Annotated in this window: 21 protein-coding genes; 17 read left to right on the top strand and 4 right to left on the bottom strand. The window is 64.4% G+C overall.

What is annotated here, in order from left to right; all coding sequences use genetic code 11:
* Positions 1-74 precede the first annotated feature (74 nt).
* The 12 genes from ACGFNJ_RS34715 to ACGFNJ_RS34660 all read left to right on the top strand — a co-directional run bounded on the left by ACGFNJ_RS34715 (position 75) and on the right by ACGFNJ_RS34660 (position 8514).
* Positions 75-809 carry a hypothetical protein gene (locus tag ACGFNJ_RS34715; protein ID WP_393458214.1) on the top strand — a complete coding sequence of 245 codons (735 nt, stop codon included), beginning with the start codon at positions 75-77 and terminating at the stop codon, positions 807-809.
* Complete coding sequence (locus ACGFNJ_RS34710) at positions 796-1182, top strand: hypothetical protein (RefSeq protein ID WP_393458211.1); 387 nt, start codon at positions 796-798, stop codon at positions 1180-1182. The genes ACGFNJ_RS34715 and ACGFNJ_RS34710 overlap by 14 nt, the downstream gene beginning before the upstream one ends.
* Before the next feature lie 275 nt (positions 1183-1457).
* On the top strand, positions 1458-1799 hold the full coding sequence (locus ACGFNJ_RS34705) for a P27 family phage terminase small subunit (RefSeq protein WP_393458208.1): 342 nt from the start codon (positions 1458-1460) through the stop codon (positions 1797-1799).
* On the top strand, positions 1799-2410 hold the full coding sequence (locus ACGFNJ_RS34700; RefSeq protein WP_393458206.1) for a helix-turn-helix domain-containing protein: 612 nt from the start codon (positions 1799-1801) through the stop codon (positions 2408-2410). The genes ACGFNJ_RS34705 and ACGFNJ_RS34700 overlap by 1 nt, the downstream gene beginning before the upstream one ends.
* Positions 2407-3714: a PBSX family phage terminase large subunit gene (locus ACGFNJ_RS34695; protein ID WP_393458203.1), complete on the top strand. Its 1308-nt coding sequence runs from the start codon at positions 2407-2409 to the stop codon at positions 3712-3714. Before ACGFNJ_RS34700 ends, ACGFNJ_RS34695 begins: the two co-directional genes overlap by 4 nt.
* A complete protein-coding gene (locus tag ACGFNJ_RS34690) occupies positions 3704-5278 on the top strand; it encodes a phage portal protein (RefSeq protein WP_393458200.1) in 1575 nt (524 codons plus the stop codon). The genes ACGFNJ_RS34695 and ACGFNJ_RS34690 overlap by 11 nt, the downstream gene beginning before the upstream one ends.
* Before the next feature lie 80 nt (positions 5279-5358).
* A complete protein-coding gene (locus tag ACGFNJ_RS34685; RefSeq protein ID WP_393458197.1) occupies positions 5359-6018 on the top strand; it encodes a hypothetical protein in 660 nt (219 codons plus the stop codon).
* 9 nt (positions 6019-6027) lie between these two features.
* Entirely contained in the window at positions 6028-7080 is a 1053-nt protein-coding gene (locus ACGFNJ_RS34680) for a P22 phage major capsid protein family protein (protein ID WP_393458194.1), read from the top strand.
* The gene (locus ACGFNJ_RS34675) at positions 7077-7481 is read left to right on the top strand and encodes a hypothetical protein (RefSeq protein WP_393458191.1); all 405 of its coding nucleotides are present in this window, start codon (positions 7077-7079) and stop codon (positions 7479-7481) included. The genes ACGFNJ_RS34680 and ACGFNJ_RS34675 overlap by 4 nt, the downstream gene beginning before the upstream one ends.
* Positions 7481-7837: a hypothetical protein gene (locus ACGFNJ_RS34670; RefSeq protein ID WP_393458188.1), complete on the top strand. Its 357-nt coding sequence runs from the start codon at positions 7481-7483 to the stop codon at positions 7835-7837. Before ACGFNJ_RS34675 ends, ACGFNJ_RS34670 begins: the two co-directional genes overlap by 1 nt.
* A 15-nt stretch (positions 7838-7852) precedes the next feature.
* Positions 7853-8149 carry a hypothetical protein gene (locus ACGFNJ_RS34665; protein WP_393458185.1) on the top strand — a complete coding sequence of 99 codons (297 nt, stop codon included), beginning with the start codon at positions 7853-7855 and terminating at the stop codon, positions 8147-8149.
* Positions 8149-8514 carry a hypothetical protein gene (locus ACGFNJ_RS34660; RefSeq protein ID WP_393458183.1) on the top strand — a complete coding sequence of 122 codons (366 nt, stop codon included), beginning with the start codon at positions 8149-8151 and terminating at the stop codon, positions 8512-8514. The genes ACGFNJ_RS34665 and ACGFNJ_RS34660 overlap by 1 nt, the downstream gene beginning before the upstream one ends.
* A gap of 19 nt (positions 8515-8533) precedes the next feature.
* Here ACGFNJ_RS34660 and ACGFNJ_RS34655 read toward each other — a convergent pair whose 3' ends face one another.
* Complete coding sequence (locus ACGFNJ_RS34655; RefSeq protein WP_393458180.1) at positions 8534-9700, bottom strand: hypothetical protein; 1167 nt, start codon at positions 9698-9700, stop codon at positions 8534-8536.
* A 159-nt stretch (positions 9701-9859) separates the two neighbouring features.
* On the opposite strand from ACGFNJ_RS34655, the gene ACGFNJ_RS34650 reads away from it, so the two are divergent.
* The 3 genes from ACGFNJ_RS34650 (at position 9860) to ACGFNJ_RS34640 (ending at position 11439) form a co-directional block, all read left to right on the top strand.
* Positions 9860-10585, top strand: a complete 726-nt coding sequence (locus tag ACGFNJ_RS34650) for a hypothetical protein (protein WP_393458177.1) — start codon at positions 9860-9862, stop codon at positions 10583-10585.
* The gene (locus ACGFNJ_RS34645; protein WP_393458174.1) at positions 10586-10987 is read left to right on the top strand and encodes a hypothetical protein; all 402 of its coding nucleotides are present in this window, start codon (positions 10586-10588) and stop codon (positions 10985-10987) included. It abuts the gene before it with no gap.
* 83 nt (positions 10988-11070) lie between these two features.
* Positions 11071-11439 (top strand): hypothetical protein, encoded by a 369-nt coding sequence (locus ACGFNJ_RS34640; protein WP_393458171.1) that lies wholly within the window; start codon positions 11071-11073, stop codon positions 11437-11439.
* Between the two features lie 6 nt (positions 11440-11445).
* Here ACGFNJ_RS34640 and ACGFNJ_RS34635 read toward each other — a convergent pair whose 3' ends face one another.
* Entirely contained in the window at positions 11446-12165 is a 720-nt protein-coding gene (locus ACGFNJ_RS34635) for a hypothetical protein (protein WP_393458168.1), read from the bottom strand.
* 196 nt (positions 12166-12361) lie between these two features.
* Here ACGFNJ_RS34635 and ACGFNJ_RS34630 point away from each other — a divergent pair, with 196 nt between their 5' ends.
* Positions 12362-12727 carry a hypothetical protein gene (locus tag ACGFNJ_RS34630; RefSeq protein WP_393458165.1) on the top strand — a complete coding sequence of 122 codons (366 nt, stop codon included), beginning with the start codon at positions 12362-12364 and terminating at the stop codon, positions 12725-12727.
* Between the two features lie 16 nt (positions 12728-12743).
* A complete protein-coding gene (locus ACGFNJ_RS34625) occupies positions 12744-16325 on the top strand; it encodes a hypothetical protein (protein WP_393458162.1) in 3582 nt (1193 codons plus the stop codon).
* A 40-nt stretch (positions 16326-16365) separates the two neighbouring features.
* Here the strand turns inward: ACGFNJ_RS34625 and ACGFNJ_RS34620 are convergent, their stop codons facing one another.
* Entirely contained in the window at positions 16366-16764 is a 399-nt protein-coding gene (locus ACGFNJ_RS34620) for a hypothetical protein (RefSeq protein WP_393458159.1), read from the bottom strand.
* Positions 16765-16820: 56 nt separating this feature from the next.
* Entirely contained in the window at positions 16821-17228 is a 408-nt protein-coding gene (locus tag ACGFNJ_RS34615; RefSeq protein ID WP_393458156.1) for a hypothetical protein, read from the bottom strand.
* Between the last annotated feature and the right edge of the window lie 169 nt (positions 17229-17397).

The raw sequence follows: 17397 nt of genomic DNA, 5'->3' as shown, positions 1-17397 counted from the left end.
ACAGTGAAGGTTGCACAGTGAGGATTGCCCATGAATTCACCCCCGAATTTCCCCTATGTCGGCCGGGTACCTGAATGGCCCGCGACCGGGAGCTGCCGATGATCAGCCTGCCCGGATACCCCACCTCCACCCAGCTCCTAGACGGGCTGGCCGAAGCCGGTAAACCGGTGATCCTCAACTTCTCCCGCGGCAAGGACTCCGTCGCGGTCTGGCTCGAGCTCGCCGCACGCGAGATCGAGGTGATCCCCATCCACAAGTCCATCGTCCCCGGCCTGAAATTCATCCGCACCGACCTCGACCGCTACGAGCAGTACTTCGGTACCCGCATCATCGACCTACCCGCCGACGCGTTCTGGCGGATGCTGTCCAACCTGGTATTTCAACCACCGGAGCGGTGCGCGATCATCGAGGCCGCCGACCTGTGGGTGCCCACCCGAGAGGAATGGGACGAACTCATGCGCGAGGCATTCGCCACTTCCGACACCTGGATCCTCGATGGCGTGCGCGCCGCCGACTCCGCGACCCGCATGCTCGCGATCAAACGCTGGGGAGCGGTCAAACACCGCACCCGCCGCCAGTCCCCGCTGTGGGACTGGGAAACCCGCGAGGTCTGGGCCCGTATCAAGACTGCCGGGCTCGAACTCGGCCCGGACTACCGGATGTTCAAACGCTCCATCGACGGCATCCGCTACGACTACCTCGGTCCGCTGCGCACTCACTATCCCGACGACTATCAGACGATCCTGACATGGTTCCCACTCGCCGATCTGGAAATCTTTCGCGCGGAGGTCATGCATGCCGCTCCCTGAAGAAGTTCTCACCATCCTCAAAGCTGGGAAATCGAAAGTCAAAGCCTCGCGTGAGGACATCGCCGACGCGCTGAGACGCCAACCCCACCCCGATCCGCTCGCCGAGGTCCGCGACTCTTCGACCGGCGATCTAGAAGCCGACGTAAAGGCCGAACTCAACGCCCTCGGCAAAGGATTGTCCGGAGCGAGCAAACAATGGGCCGAGAAATTCGCGGCCATGAACGACTCAGAATTCTGGATCGCGATCTGCTTCCGCTCCCGCGAACAGAAAGACGAATTCCTCCGCAAAGCCGAGCTGATCGAACTCGGCGACAAATACCTCGATGGCGAGAAAGTCGCTCGGATCCTCGGTATCGAACTCGACAACCAGTAACCGAAATTCAGACCGTAAGCCCCGGCAGAGTCTCTGCCGGGGCTTTCTCATGCCCGAAACCACTCTGTGAAAGGAGGACAAGAGAATGAATCGTTTCGCAGCAGCAGGCCGCCGCCTGGGCACCGTCATCCGAGCAGCCGGGGCACGCGCCCGCAGCCGCATCGCCGGATCGCGCGGCGCGGCCTCGACCTCGGGCTCCTGACCCACCACCCGCCGGTGGTCCCGCCAGCCGGGGCCACCGGCGCCACACCCACTTCGAGGAGGCGTAGACGCCCATGACCACCCCGGACTACCCGGTGGTCCCGCTTCGCCGACCGGCACAACCGGTATCGGTGTCAGCGTGGAAAACCGATCCGCCTACCTGGTTGACCGAGCAGGCCCGGCTGCTGTGGGAACAACTCGCACCCCACACCGAACTCAACCCAGCCAACGTCGGCGAATTCGCCTGCTACGTCGAGGCATTAGCCGAATTCCAGGAAGCCACCGTCATCCTCGGCGAGACCGGCCTACTCGTCATCGACGCCGCCTCCGGCAGCCCAGTGCCCAATCCGATGAGCGCAGTGCGTGATCGCGCCGACCGCAAGATCGCCGCGTGGGCGGCCCGGTTCCGGCTCTGATGGCTCGACCGAAGAAGACCGACCCGCCCCGTTCGCGGGCGGCGGCACGCGGTGGCGGAGCCCGGCCCGGCAAGATCACCGCCGAAGATCAACAGCGAATCGTCGAGCTGCACGCGCAAGGCAAGGGCCGCAACGAGATCTCCGAGCAGCTCGGCGTCACACGCGCCACGATCACCTATTGGGCCCGCAAACTGGAGCTGCGTTTCGATGAGTCCCAGACCGCGGAAGCCACGGCCGCGCGGCTCGAGCAGCTCAAGCGTCGCCGTCTCGATCTCGCGGAGATGATCGAGGCCCAGATCCCGGCGTTGCATCGGCGGCTGTGGAGCCCGGTCACCACCTACGAACGCGGCCTGGACTCGATGGTGCCGGTCACCGTTCCGTTGCCGCCGCTGCGCGATGTCCGTGACGGCTACACCGCGTTATCGCTTGCGCTGCGCAGTTTTTCGGAGTTGTTGACCAGCCAAAGCAACGACACCGTGGCCGGTGATCGGTCGATGCTCTCGGACCTGTTCGGAAAGCTCAAAGCCGCCGTCGACGCCGATACCGCCGCACCGGTCCCTGATGAAGCTGTGCCGGTCGGGGCGGACGACGAGCTGGAGCTGCCCCAGTGAGCGTGCTCGATGAACTGCCGATCTCGCGCAAGCAGGCGGTCTCGATCGTGCACGCTGTTGCCCGCTGCAACATCTGGGAAGGCGCAATCAGGAGCGGCAAGACCATCGCCTCCATCCTGTGCTGGCTGATCTTCCTATCCAACCCACCCTCCGGCGGCCAGTTCGTCATGGTCGGACGCACCCGAGAATCGCTGGCCCGCAACGTCATCGAACCCATGCGCGACCCCGCCCTGTTCGGGCATCTCGCCGGACGGGTCTCCTACACCCTGGGTGCGCCGACCGCGACAATCCTGGGCCGCCGCGTCTACATGCTCGGCGCATCCGACGCCAAAGCCGAAATGTCGCTGCGCGGGTTGACCGTTGCCGGGGCCTACGTCGATGAGATCACCGTCATCCGCCCCGACTTCTTCCGCCAGCTCCTAGGGCGCATGAGCCTCGACGATGCCCGCCTGTTCGGCTCCACCAACCCCGACAACCCCGTCCACTGGCTCAAACGCGAATTCCTCGACCGCATCGACAAACTCGACGCCGAGGGCGACCCGCTGCTACCGGACTGGCGCACCTGGCATTTCGAGCTCGACGACAACCCCGCCCTGTCGGAGAAACGCAAACTCCAGTACAAGCGCGAGTACTCCGGGCTGTGGTACCGCCGCTTCATCCTCGGGCACTGGGTCGCCGCCGACGGGTCGGTGTTCGACTCCTGGGCCGAGCACCTCACCCTCGACTGGGCCGCACTGCCGCTGATGCAGCAGTTGACCGCGGTCGGCATCGACTACGGCACCACCAATCCCACCCACGCCGTACTCCTGGGCCTCGGTGTCGACGGAATCCTCTACGCCGTAGACGAATACCGCTACGAGCCCACCACCATGAGCCAACGCAAAACCGACGCCGAACTCTCCGCCGACCTGCGCGCCTGGCTCGACCAACCCCACCTCCCGGACCTGCGCCAATCACGGATGCGCGCCGAGCACATCATCGCCGACCCCTCTGCAGCGTCACTGCGCGTGCAGCTCCACGCTGAGGGCGTCGAGACCGCGGCCGCCGACAACGACGTCCTCTACGGACTACGGGTTTTGGCAATGCTGTTCGCCCGCAACCTACTTCGCATCTCCACCCGATGCCCGGCGCTGCTGCTCGAGATCCCCGGCTACTCCTGGTCGACCACCGCCACCGAAGAAGGCGAGGACGCACCCATCAAAGTCAACGACCACGGCATCGACGCCCTCCGGTATGCGGTCATCACCACCGAACGCCTCTGGCGACCGGTCATCGGATTCGACGAGGTAGAAGATGCTGCCTGACACCGACACCGCCTGGCCGCCACCACCGTTCGACCGCACCCAGAAAATCATGACCGCCTGGGATGCCTGGTACACCGGAGACACCGACCGCCTCGCCGACATCTACCAGCGCTACCCGACCTACCGTCCCGCCCAATTCTCCGGCGGCCTCGTCGGACGCATCGCCCGCTTCTTCTGGGGCCGCCCCAACCCCCAAGCCACCAAACGCCTGCACATCCCCCTCGCCGCCGACCTCGCCCGAGGCTCCTCTGCGCTGCTGTTCTCCCAGCCCCCACGGTTCGTCATCGGCGAAGACGACGCACGCGGAAACCACAAACCCGCCCAAGCCCGCCTCGAGCTGCTGCTCGGCGGAGCCGACACCGCCGCCACGCTCCTGGAGGCCGGCGAGCTCGCCTCCGCCTTGGGCGGGGTATATCTGCGGGCCTGGTGGGACCGCTCGATCAGCGACCACGTCAACCTCGCCACCATGGCCGCCGACTGCGCCATCCCACGCTGGCGCTACGGCCGCTTGGCCGGAGTGACGTTCTGGCAGACCGTCGCCGAGGACACCACCAGCGGCGAAGTATGGCGACACCTCGAATACCACGCACCAGGCCGCATCCACCACGGCCTCTACCGAGGCAGCCGCGACCACCTCGGGCAACGCCGCCAACTCATCGAACACCCCGACACCGCCTGGGCCGCCCCGCTGGTCGACTCGACCGCCGCCATCGCCACCGGCATCAACACCCTCACCGCCTGCTACGTGCCCAACGTGCGACCCAACCGGATCTGGCGCCACACACCAGGACTCGCCCAACTCGGCCGCTCCGACCTCGAAGGCCAAGAACCGATGCTGGACGCACTCGATGAGACCTGGTCGGCGTGGATGCGCGATATCGACCACGGCCGCAGCCGATTATTCATCGACAAGCAGCTCACCCACATCCGAGGCCCCGGCGCGGGCGCGAGCTTCGATTCCGAGCAGGCGATCTTCACCCCGCTGCCCGGAGCGAGCCTGGGCAGCCTCAAAGACGGTGCCCCGCCGATCGTTCCGCAGCAGTTCGCCATCCGCTGGCAAGAACACAGCGAAACCGCCACCGCGATCACCGAACTCATCCTGCGCGACGCGGGGCTATCCGCGTCGGCCTTCGGCGACGACCGCACGGCCGGGCTGATCACCGCCACCGGCGTCAACTCCCGCGACAAGCTGTCGGAAACCACCCGCGACCAGAAGATCAACTACTGGAAAGCCGAACTCGCCCCGCTCGCGCGCACGCTCACCGAGCTCGACCACATCCACTTCGGCAGCCGTATCGAACTCAAAGCCAACCCCGAGGTGCGCTGGCCGGTCCGCGCCCAGCTCCCACCGCTCGAGACCGCCCAACGGCTCGCCGCGCTCAAAGCCGTCGATCTGATCTCTACCGAACAGGCTGTGCGCGAACGCAACCCGAACTGGTCCGGCGACGACGTCAACGACGAAGTCGCGCGCATCCTCCGCGAAGTCGAACAACGAACCCGCAGCCAGGCCCTCCAACCTCGCCTGTCCGGCAATGCCGCAGTCCACGACCAATTCGCGCACTGATCACGAAAGCGGGCAGCCGAAACCGATTGGACCACCGCTAGTTCGGAGCCCGATCCATCTATTCCTTGAGGAAGGAACCCATGTCCGACAACCCGACCCCGCCCGCCGAGCCCGCAGAACCGCCGACCGAACCGGATCAGCCTGCGGCCGCCATCCCCACCCCGACTCCACCGGCACCGGAGGAAGCCGACGGACAGGACCCGGTCCAGCTGGGGGAGGTGATCGCCGAGCTGCGACGTGACCTGGAAAACGCACGCACCGACGCCTCGGCCGCCCTCGACCAAGCAGCCCAGCAAGCCCGCGACGCCATGGTGCAGGAGATCGGGCGCGCTCTGGGCCTGGTCGCTGACGAGAACACCGACCCCGAACAGGTCATCGCCGAACTCACTGACCGGGCCAGCGCCTCGGACCGCAGACTGCGCGACTACCGCATCAAAGACGCCATCGCCGCGGCCGCCGACACCCGCCGCGGCGACAACAAGCTACTAGTCCCGTACCTGCGCGGGCTCGGCGCCCTCGACGAACTCGACCCGGACGCAACCGATTTCACCACCCGCGTCGACGCCCTCGTTGCCGACGCCATCACCGCGAACCCGAAACTCACCAACACCCCACCGGTCGAGCGCTCCGGCGGGGAGTTCAGCGCAGGCAACTCCACCCCACCCGCATCTCCTGTCGAGGACGACATCGAGGCCATCCGCCGCAAAGTCCGCGACTCGATCGCCGAGGCCCGCACCTAGGAGACCACCGTGCCCAACACCTTCCTCACCCCCGACATCCTCGCGCGCCGCAGCCTGGCCAACCTCTACGAACTCACCGTCATGCTCCCGCTGGTCTACCGCGACATCTCCAGCGACTTCGGCCCACAGAAGGTCGGCAACACCGTCAACGTCAAGCGACCCCCACGATTCGTGGCCACCGAATTCGACCGCGCCCGCGGCATCGTCATCCAAGACACCACCGAATCCAAGATCCCCGTCGTGCTCGACACCATCGCCGACGTCTCAGTCGAAGTCACCTCCGAAGAACTCACCCTCGACATCGAAAACTTCGACGAACAGATCCTTCGCCCCGCCATGGAAGCCATCAGCCAAAAAGTCGACCGCGACCTGCTCTCGCTACGCGCCCAAGTCGCCCAGCACTGCGGAGCCGACCCGATGGAGGGCGGCACCGGCCGACTATGGGAGAACCCGGAAAACCTCATCGAGGCCGGTCGCCAGCTCGACATCCAGAACGTCCCCGCACCGGGACGGCGCGCGGTAGTGGGCCCGACCACCAAGGCCCGATGGCTCGGCAAACCACTGCTGCTGCACGCCGACAAGAGCGACTCCACCGCAGCATTGCGGCAAGGCTCGATCGGGCAGCAGATCGTCGGCTTCGACGCCTTCTGGAGCCAGAACGTCGGCCAGCCGCCACTGACCCCCGTACCCGGACAGCCCAGCACCGAAGTCGGAGTCGCCTTCCACTCCACCGCATTCGCCTTCGCGTCGGCTCCGATGGAACTACCGCCCGGCGCCGAGGTCTTCACCGTCCAGTACAAGGGCCTGTCGATGCGTGTCGCCATGGACTACGACATCCGCCACAAGACCACCGTCATCTCCGTCGACACCCTCTACGGCGTCAAATGCCTCGACCCCAACCGCGCCGTCCTACTCAAAGGCCCCAACGCCACTGCTGCGCCCGCGGAGCAGGCATCTGTGCCCGGCGACCTTGATACCGCGGCAGCAGTGGCACCAGCCACCGCGACCAGCAAGCGCACCGCAGGCAAGGACACAACGAAGACAGGGGCTGCCGCCGCGTGATGCTCGTCTACGCAAAGCCCGCCGACCTCACCAATCGCCTGGACCCGATCCCGGCTAACGCCGTCGCTCTGATCGAGGCCGCCTCTAGCAGGGTCCGTGACATCACCAGCAACGACCTCTACGACATCACTCCGCCAGGACTACCCGCCGACGACGAACTACGCGACGCGCTCCGCGAAGCAACCTGCCTCCAGGTCATCGCCTGGGTCGAACTCGGAGTCGACCCAGCCATCGGCGGACTGCGAACCGAGATCGCCAGCCAGAGCGCCGACGGCGGATCAGTCACCTACAGCCGGCCAGACCCCGCCACGCTGCGCCGGGCATCCGAATACCTCTGCCACGAAGCTGTTCTCGTGCTCCGCAACGCAGGACTGGCTAGCGGGCGACCACTCATCTGCTGATGGACGCGCCCCACTACCCGCACGGCGTGATGGTCCAGATCTACCGTGAGGGCGAACCCGACGCCTACGGCGATCTCCGAGACGCCGACGGCCAACTGCTCGACCGCTACGCCCACCTCAGCCACACCATCGGGCCCTGCGCGATCTCCTGGACCACCACCGAGGAATATGTCGATGGCGAAACCATCACCATCGCAGCACAAGTCACCGCGCCGGTTCGCTCGGACGTGCGGGGCACCGACCGCGTCAAGATCGCCGGAGAACCATTCCGGATCGTCGGCGACATCCTCGACCCACGCAACTCATTCACCGGTTGGTCGCCGGGCAGGCGCTTCCGCCTCGCTCGCGGCTTCTAGACACAAGGGAGGCCGGTGGACTTCGACCCGAGTGGTAACGAACTCGACGTCGCTGTCGGACTCGGCGAGGACACCCGCCAGATGCTCCAACACATCGTCGAACTCGGTGCCGATTACTGGCGCAGCCAATCTCACCGGCGCAGCGGACACAACGCCACCGCGGTGACCGGCTATGTCGACCCCGGCCAAGGCCACCAATTCGGCGTCGTCTACGCCTACAGCCGGTATGCGCGATATCGCGAAGAAGGCACCCACGACAACGCCGCCGAACACGTTCTGTCCGACTTCGCGCACTCTATCGGAGGGCTGTGATGCCGACGTACCCAAACGTGCACGAGGTGCTTATCGCCCTGCTGTCGCCGATCGCGACGACGGTCAAGGTCAAGCGGCAAGGGCAGCCGTTGCCCTACACCGTTGTTCGCCGTATCGGTGGAGCCGAGGACAGCATCACCGACCGGCCGATCGTGCGGGTCGACAACTACGCCCACACCGACGAACAGGCCGAGGAGTTGAAAGAAGCCTGCCGCCAACGCATTACCGATTCCTGCTGCACGCTCGTCAAGGGAGTCCTCATCGATACCGCCAACGAAATCACCGGCGGTCAGGATGCCCCGGCTCCCGACCCCACTGATCGGAAGCAGACAGCGGTGTACCAGCTGTCGTTTCGTGCACTGTAGTGGTCATCGCAAACTGCTGTCATTCTTCGGGTATTGAAGCTGCTGTTGCCGAGTTGAGCGCTTTTCGTCCGGCCGAGAGGTAGGCGTGAATCGCCGCTGCGGTTGTAGGAATCGAGTGTTCTCCACTCCTTCTCACGATCGAGATGAACGCTCCCTCGCTCACGCCGTCCACAACCGCGCCACACACCAAAAACGGCTTAGACTCGTCGCGTTGCGCCGGAACTCTCACTGCAAGGTAGCAGCCGCCACCTCGATCTGAGAACATCTCGACATGCAGGCCGTCAAGAGGTGGATAAACATAGTCATCGATGACTTTGCGGTAGCGAACAGGTAGTTTCCGATCGCATTCCAGCGGCGTGAGCTTGACAATCTTGTCGCCCTCAATTGTGCGTTTTGTTCTGAGTCCGCAAATCAGGATACCTTCCTCCGTGGCGTTGGCGAATCTAGCAACATCTTGCGCTAGTTCAATTTTGCCCGCGAAACTGTTAATGTCGTACCCAGTCGACTTAACTTCCAGCCATGAAGATTCGTACTCTCCTACTAACCACTGTGGGTGTCCAGCGGCCAGCACCTTCCATGCAAGGCCTCGGTCTAGGTTGAGTTTATCGGCTGGCTCTGTGGAGGGAAGTTGAACAATATCGTGAGTCAACCATCCGCGCTGTACGACGTCTGCAATCGTTTGACAATTGTCCGACGTAAGTGCTAGCCAGGCCTCCAAATGTCCCGGGGAAGAGTCGTAGGGGTCTGTGCGAACCACTGACTCAATCTCGTCGCAATGTGGGTCCCACAATTTTTGTATCAGATTTGACAGATCTTTCTTCCCCCAGCGCCAATGCGGATATGAGACAACCAGTCCTAATGTCAGACTACCTGTAATTATTGAGTATTCGAAAAGAAAATATGGCTCGGTCCGGTCGAGGATGCTCCCTACCTCTATACCGAATTTTAACTCTGAGTGTAGGTCTGTTGCCTCTTTGCGGAATGCTGAACGTTCTGATGCCTCGCGAAGCGCTGTTGCAAGCGTGGCCAAGTCGACGCCCCCCAGCCTCTCCATCGCGGATTGCACTCCTGTCCGGCGCTTCTCGGAACCCGGGGGAATGGGCGAAGCGTCTCTGACCAGGCTGACACGCGAACCGTCCTCTAGCAGCAGGGTTTCGTGTTCAGCCGACCACTCCAATTTGGGCACAAGTCGAGGATGCCACGCCATGCCCGGAGATAGCACCGAATAAGCGACGGTGCCAGCACGTAGCACCACCACCCTGGCTTGACCCGCTCAGCGGCCTCGACACGCGGTTCGCCTCTCCCTCACAAGGAACCTCAGCCAAATCGTTTGAAAGGTACGTCAATGACGGTAACCACATTCGAGCAGATCATCAGTGCGAACAAGGACCTGTTACTCAAGCCCCTCAAGGGCGCTGTGCTCATCGCGCCGATGAGCGTTGACGTGCCGGTCAAGTTCACCGCGGGTGCGGACGCGAAATTCCAGTCGCTGGAGGGGTATTCGTCGCTGGGTCTGATCGACAAGTCCGGTGGCCCGCAGTTCCGGCCCGAGCAGCAGCTCTCGGAGACCGAGAGCTGGGGCTGGCTGGAGCCGACACGCTCGGACATCGTCAAACGGGACATGAGCGTGGGGTTCACTGCCCAAGAGTTCAAACGTACTGTGCTGGAACTCGTTTCAGGCCGCAGTCTGGCCGATGTCCAGGCAGATGCGGTGACCAAGGAATTGTCGTGGAACGAGCCAGTCGCGCCGGACACCATCTACTACCGGGTGATCTTTCTGTTCGTCGACGGTGTCGGCGCGCGGGAGAAGTGGGTGCTGCGGATCATGCCACGCGCATCGGTCACCGAGGTCGGCCAGCAGCAGTGGAATTCGGAGAACATCGCCGCGTGGCCGATCACGGTCAAAGCCACCGTCGATGACAAGCTCGGCTACTCGCTGCGCAACGTCTTGTGCGGGCCCGGCGTCGGCAACCTGGTCATCCCGATGGGCTTCACCGTCGCCGCACCCTCACCGACCCCACCGGCCGCCGACAAGGCTGACGCCGCGAGCCCATCGAAGAAGGTGGCCTAAATGCCGAACTCCAAGCGCCGCAAGCCCCGCCACCGCAACCCTGAGGCCACGGCGCCGGAGAAGTCGACGTGGCTCCAGATGCGCGATGAAGCGCGCGCGACGAGGAAGCGGAAACGCAAGCGCCCCTACATGTTCGACGGCACCAGCCCGCCGACGCCGATCTACGAGCCCGACACTGTGTGGCAGGTGCTGACCTTGGCGGCGCTGCTGGACGGTCAGGAGATGCCGGTCGGGAGGATCCGGGAGTTGTTCGAGGCCATGTGCGGCGAGGGATTCGACGCGGTCTGGGAAGTGGTGCGGGGCGAGCCCGCCGAGGTGCTGTGGCCGCTGTTGGACGCCATCAACCGCCATTTCAGCTCCCTACCGGAACCGGGGAAGGTGGGTGAGCTGCCGGGGGGCTGAGCGGCCTCGTACTGCTCATCGAGGACTTCGGTGAGCAGATCGAGGCCGACCTGTTCACCCGCGGCTGGGACCTGCTGGATTACATGCGCGGTGAACGCCCCTGGTCCCAGCTGATCCGGCTACTGCGCCAGTTGCCGATGTGGTCGCACTATCAGGCCGCGCTGTTGATGGACCCCGAGCTCGGCGAGCTGCGCGCCGCCGAGTCGGAGCCTGAAGATGCTGAGCTGCCGCCGCTTTCGCCGCTGCACTACGACCTGCCCTCGCTGTTGACATTGCGGCACATCGACGTCACCAAGGAACTCATCCGCGTCGTCGCGTCGGTGTTCGCCGAATCGCCCGCCGCGCCGCTGCCGCCTGAGCCGCGCCCGATGACAGCCGAAGCGCACGCTCGTGCCCGCGCTGACCGTGACCAGGTCTTGGACGTCCTCGCCCGTCTTGGTGTGACGTATTAGGTTGGCTCAACCAGCGGGGCTGGTGGGAGCAACGTCAAAAGCTTTGTGAAGGATGCCGCTGGATATCGCATTGCTGCGCATTCCCCATGCGAGACCCAAACCGATCGCAACGGCGGGAACGTAGGCAACTGCGAGGCTGAGTTGGGGCAAGGCGAGGAATACGACTGTGGATATGCCCCCGAATGCCGCCACCATAGCGGAACCTCGACCATCACTTCTTAGTCTCGCTATGTAGTCCTTGATCCATGGCAGACTCGTGCCAGAGTAGTGGGGATAGGCGTCTACCCGGGTTCGTACACGTCGAACTGTCGCGGAGGCGCACACACCGAACAGGCACTCGCTCGCAAGCCACGTTACGACTCCCACCCGGGGCGGCAGGTCTGCGACCGAAGCGACCAGCGGCGCGAACATCATGAACTGAGACATGCATATGCCCAGGGGCAGCAGAAGATCGAGGAGACCAGGGACCCCCGGCGGAAGGGCAATCGCACCGATCGCCGAACCGGCGTAGGTGAGTACCGATGCGGCCAGGGCGACGGCGCCGAGGAGCCAGAATAGAGCGTAATCGTTGCCGTAGTGATCTTTCGCTGCGAGCAAAGCCCCGAACGCGAGCCCCGCTATTCCAAGAACGACACTGACAGTCGTTGTGTAGATGGAGATGTAGTGGGTCGACATATAATCCCGATGACGGGCTTGAATGTCTTGTTGTGGAACATCGTCAGCCATTTGGATCTTTTCCTGTCGCGGAAATCAGCTCAAGCAAGAACTGGTATAGACGGCCATTCTGGACCATACGCTGGTTCCGGCGTGCGTCAAACCTGACCATGTCAGATACATCCCCGCTCGATCGGCAACTCGCCAAATCCTGCACGATGTAACAACTTCGGCTACCCTCACCCGCGGCTGGGATCTGCTCGACTATATGCGCGGCGAATGCCCGTGGTCCCAGCTGATCCGGCTCCTACGGCACCTGCCGATGTGGTCGCACTACCAGGCCGCACCGCTGATGGACCCCGAACTCGGCGAGCTCCGCGCCGAACCAGAGCCGGAAGATGCTGAACTGCTGGCACTTTCGCCGCTGCACTACGACCTTCCCGCCTTGCTGATGTTGCGGCACATCGATGTCACCAAGGAACTCATCCGCGTCGTCGCGTCGGTGTTCGCCGAGTCACCCGCCGCGCCGCTACCGCCTGAGCCGCGCCCGATGACCGCCGAAGCGGCCGCGCGTGCCCGCGCCGAACGCGACCAGGTCCGCGACGTCCTTACCCGGCTGGGGGTCCAACTGTAGAAGGGCCGGTGAGGTTGTGGCACAGCCCTATTCGGCCGGTTCGGCCCGCCTCACCGTCCTGCCGGAGCTGGCGCGCGACTTCATCGATCGCCTGCGCGGGCAGCTGCTGCGCATCCGCCAGGACCTGGGTGTGCGGATCGTGCCCAACCTGGGTGAGTTCGCCACCGACCTGCGCACCCGCTTGGCGCGGCTGCGGAACTTCACGGTCCGGGTCCGGCCGGTCCCGGACCTGGACGAGTTCGCTGCCCGGTTCAATGCCGCACTCGCACCGTTTCGTGGGCGGGAGATCCGCGTCCGGATCGACATCGACAACTCCCAGCTGCTCGCACTGATCCAGGCACTGGCCCAGCTAAATCGGGCCGGTGGACCAGCTGGGATGTCGATGGGGCGGCTCGGGTCGGTGATCAGCCTGGCCTCGGTCGCGGCCGGGGTCTTGAAAGCCGCGCTACTCGGCCTAGTTCTCGGGTCACTGTTCCCTCTGGTCGCGGTCGCCGCGCAAGCCGCTGGCACCTTGGGGCTCCTGCCCGCGGCCGCCGCTGCGGCGGCTGCGGGGATCGCGACGATCGCGGTCGGGGTGTCCGGGATCTCGGATGCGTTCGCCGCAGCCAAGCAGATGTCGGAGACGGCGGGCAAGGACGCCGAAACCCGCTCGCGCGCGATCGCTGCCGCGCAGCGCGGTGAGCAGCAGGCCACCCGTGCGGTCGCGACAGCGCGCACCGACCTCAATCGCGCCTACGCCGACGCGGCCAAACGCCTGCGTGACCTCGAGCTCCAAGCCCGTGGCGCGGCGTTGAGCGAGGGCGACGCTCTGCTCTCGATCGCCGAGGCTCGCCGCGATCTCGCGCAGCTGCAATCACGTGACCCCCTCGACTATGTGCGCGCCAACCAGCGCGTCGCCGAGGCCGAGCAGCAGCTGCTCGAGGTGCGGGCCCGTCGCGCCGATATCGACGAACAAGCCGCCGACGCCCAAGCCAAAGGCATCAACAATGCCGATGAGGTCGTATCCGCCCGCGAACGTCTCGCTGATGCTGAATCCCAGCTCGCCGACGCGCGCACCGCTGTGGCTGAGGCGGCCGCGCAGGTCTCGCCTGCGGTCGAGGCGTTCGAGCGGGCCATGGCCAAATTATCCCCGGCGGCAAAGGACTTCGTCACCAAGATCCGCGGCCTCGGCTCGGAGTGGACCCGCTTCCGCATGGCCGTGCAAGAGCCGCTATTCACCGGGCTCGGCGATTCGGTCGTGCGTCTGGCGGATGCGCAATTGGGGCGCGTGCGTGAGGGATTGGCCGGGATCGCCGTCGCGATCAACGCCGGTGCACGCCGTGTCCTCGACGACCTGGCGACCCCCGCGACCGGGGACAAGCTCGCCAAGATCTTCACCAACGCAGAGGCCGCGGTCGGCCCGCTGATCGACAGCGTCAACGACCTCCTCCAAGGTCTGCTGTCCCTAGCCGGTGTCGGCTCGGAGTTCCTCCCGGATGCCAGCCGCAACTTCGCCGACACCATGGCCAGCTTCCGGGCCTGGGCCGAAAGCCCCGACGGGCAACAGAAGTTCCACCAGTTCCTCGCCGATTCCCTCGACGCACTCGACCGGATCTGGGAGCTCGCCAAGTCCATCGGCAAGGCCCTGGCCGGGTTGATCACCAGCGCTGAACCCTCGGGTGAGTCGATGATCGAGTCGCTGGTGCGCAACCTGGACCGGTTCTCGACATGGTTGAACTCGCCCGAGGGCCGACAGGCGATGAAGGATTTCTGGGAAGACGTCCGCACCACCGTGACCAACCTGGCCAGCCTCGTGGTGTGGATCGGGCAAGCGGCCGAGAAGATCTACGAGTTCCTCGACGCGATCCGAGACCTCAGCGGTATCAACATCTTTCAGGGCGCACTGTTCACGCTGCTCGAACAGCTCGAAAAGGTGCCGGAGCGGTTCGAGAAGATCCGCGAATGGCTCCAAGACCGGCTGCCCGGCGCACTCGGCGGTGCGACGGGCAGCCTGACCGGGTTCGGTGACTCCCTCGACGGGCTACGCGGGCGGGTGTCGAGCATCGTGTCCGGGATCGGGGACGCCTGGGACGGGCTGCGCGAGAAAACGGCCGCGCCGATCAACTGGGTCATCGAGCACGTCGTCAACGGCGGATTCCGCACCGCGTGGAATGCCATCCGCACTGTGGTGCCCGTGCTCGCCGAATGGGCCACCGAGGTGCCGCTCATCCCGATCACCCGACGCGCCACCGGCGGCCCCGCCGCCGCTGAAGGCCGAGTCGTCGGGCCGGGCTCGCGGATCTCGGATTCGGTGCCCGCGCTGCTCTCGCGTGACGAGCATGTCTGGACCGGCGCCGAAGTCGACGCAGTCGGCGGGCACACCGCGATGCTGCGGTTGCGGCGCTCCGCGCTGGCCGGGCAGCTGCCCGGATTCCGCGATGGCGGTGGACTATTCGGGACGGTCACCGACTGGGTCGGTGACCGGTTCGCCTCGGTCGAGTCCGCGGTGCGCGCCAAGATCGCCGATCTGTTCCTCACCCCCGTCCAAGCGCTCGCCGACACCGTGCCCGACTTCGGAGGCGGGATCGGCACGGTGCCACGCGCGGTACTCGCGCAGGTCACCGATTCCGCCGCCGAGGTTCTGGCCGGCCGAACCGCTGGCATGCGCGCCGGAGCCGACGGCGGTGCCCGTGCCGCGCTGCCGCCTGGTGAAGGGGTGCAGCGGTGGCGGGCGATGGCCATCGAAGCCCTCAAACGGGTGGGTTTCGACCCTGCCCAGGTCGACATCATGCTGTCGCAGATCCAGTCAGAGTCCGGCGGCGATCCGAATATCGCCCAGCAGATCACCGACATCAACGGTACCGGCGAAGCCGCGGGCGTCGGGTTGTTGCAGATCATTCCGGGAACCTTTGCCGCGCACCGTGATCCGGATCTTCCCTTCGACCGGCGTGACCCGTTCGCCAACATGGTCGCCGCCTTGCGCTACTACAAGTCCCGCTACGGCATGGACTTGTCACGGATGTGGGGCCAAGGCCACGGCTACGACTCCGGCGGCATCTGGGAGCCAGGGACACTCGGCTGGAACACCTCAGGCAAGCCCGAAGCGGTCCTGACCCACGACCAGTGGCGCTGGCTGCGGGAACTCATCGACTCCCGCGTCCCGCTCGTACCCGGCCAACAGAAACCAGGGTTGGACGACCCCGCCCGCAAGGGCCTGGGCCTGGATACTTGGGAGAGCTTGGGACAGAAGGCCACCGACACCTTCACCAAGGCAGGCAAGGAGTTCCTCGGCGGCCAGCTCGACGACGCCCTGTCGGTGGTCGGTGCCCCGAACCCATTGAACTCCGAGCGAGTCCGCGCACTCCAGGATTATCAGCGCTCCTATGAGGTGTTCGAGGCCACCAAAGCCGCCCGTGCGGCCGGTGCTGCCGATTACCAGGCGCTGATGAACCAGGTCGCACCGCCACCGGTGCCCACCGTCACCGCTCCGGCGGGGCCGATGTCGAACATCGACAACTCGACCCACATCACCGTGCAGACCCGCGACGTCGATGAAGGCTACCGCCGCGCCCAGCAGATCGCGGACCTACGTGCACTCCAATACACCGCGAGGAGTTGACGTTAAGGGTCGTACGTGGAGGCGAGGAGTACCTGCGCTTCTAGGCTTGTGTGCCTACCAGGGCGGCAAGGGCAGCGCGGACTCTATCCAGCGCGTTGCCGAACTCGCCACTTTCCAGTATTTGGTTTGCGGCCAAGCGGCGATCTGGTTCGATTCGATTTTCCTCCGCCAACCTATTGAACATCTTTACTTGTTCGGTAGCGGGCAGCTCGAGCAAAGGGTTGATGTAGTTGCCATAGAGCGCGCGCGGGGACCGGGTCTCCGTGTACTGGACAAAAATGGAACGAAGGTTCTTGAATGCCGCTCTCCGCGCCTGTCCGAGGGCCAGATAGGTGACTCCGACGCTGAAACCGATCAATACGGATACAGAGACAATGGCGTTGACGATACCGATGCTGACACCCATGATCGTGAGGGCGACACCGATGAGTGCTGTCATCAGCCCTATCAGTATGAAGTTCGCAGTTCTTTGATTTTGAATCATCTTTCAGTCTTTCAGTTGGCGAAATCGACACCGACGGCAACTGCTATTCCAACGGTTAACGCCGCTGCCACGTTGGGGAAGACGATTCCTTGCCAGGTAAGCAAAGTGTGAGATCCAGTGGTGGAGTAGCACAGCTCTCGCACTATGTCGGGGAGGAGGAAGTTGACCCCGAAAACTATTAGTAGCGCACCGATTTGGATCGGCTTGATGTCGTCCGCACCGTCGCCAACTGTGAGGAATACGGCAAGCGTCACGAGTCCGGATGCGAGCCAGTCGGGCCACATGAGGTAGTCCTCACGGCCCCAGCGTGCTCCCGCCCTGGCGTTGCGAGATCGGAAACTCAGAAACTTCTGTATCAAGAACGTGAGAGTGAGGACGCCCAAGCTCAATCCGATGGACTTCAGGATGTCTGACGACACTTGTTCTGTACCCCCAGCTGCGGGTTCGTCGGTTCCTGGCAACGTCCAGGCCCTCGATAGATCGCTCAATCTACGGGATCTGTTAGCAAATTAGAAGACTGGGCGTCGGACTCAACGCAATACGCGACCGTCCGGAATGTATTGCAAATTCATACTTTCATCTGATACG

Source organism: Nocardia sp. NPDC049149 (assembly GCF_043197455.1).
GTDB lineage: Bacteria > Actinomycetota > Actinomycetes > Mycobacteriales > Mycobacteriaceae > Nocardia.
The sequence above is the reverse complement of the archived record's forward strand: the minus strand, read 5'-3'. Positions and strand labels throughout refer to the sequence as shown.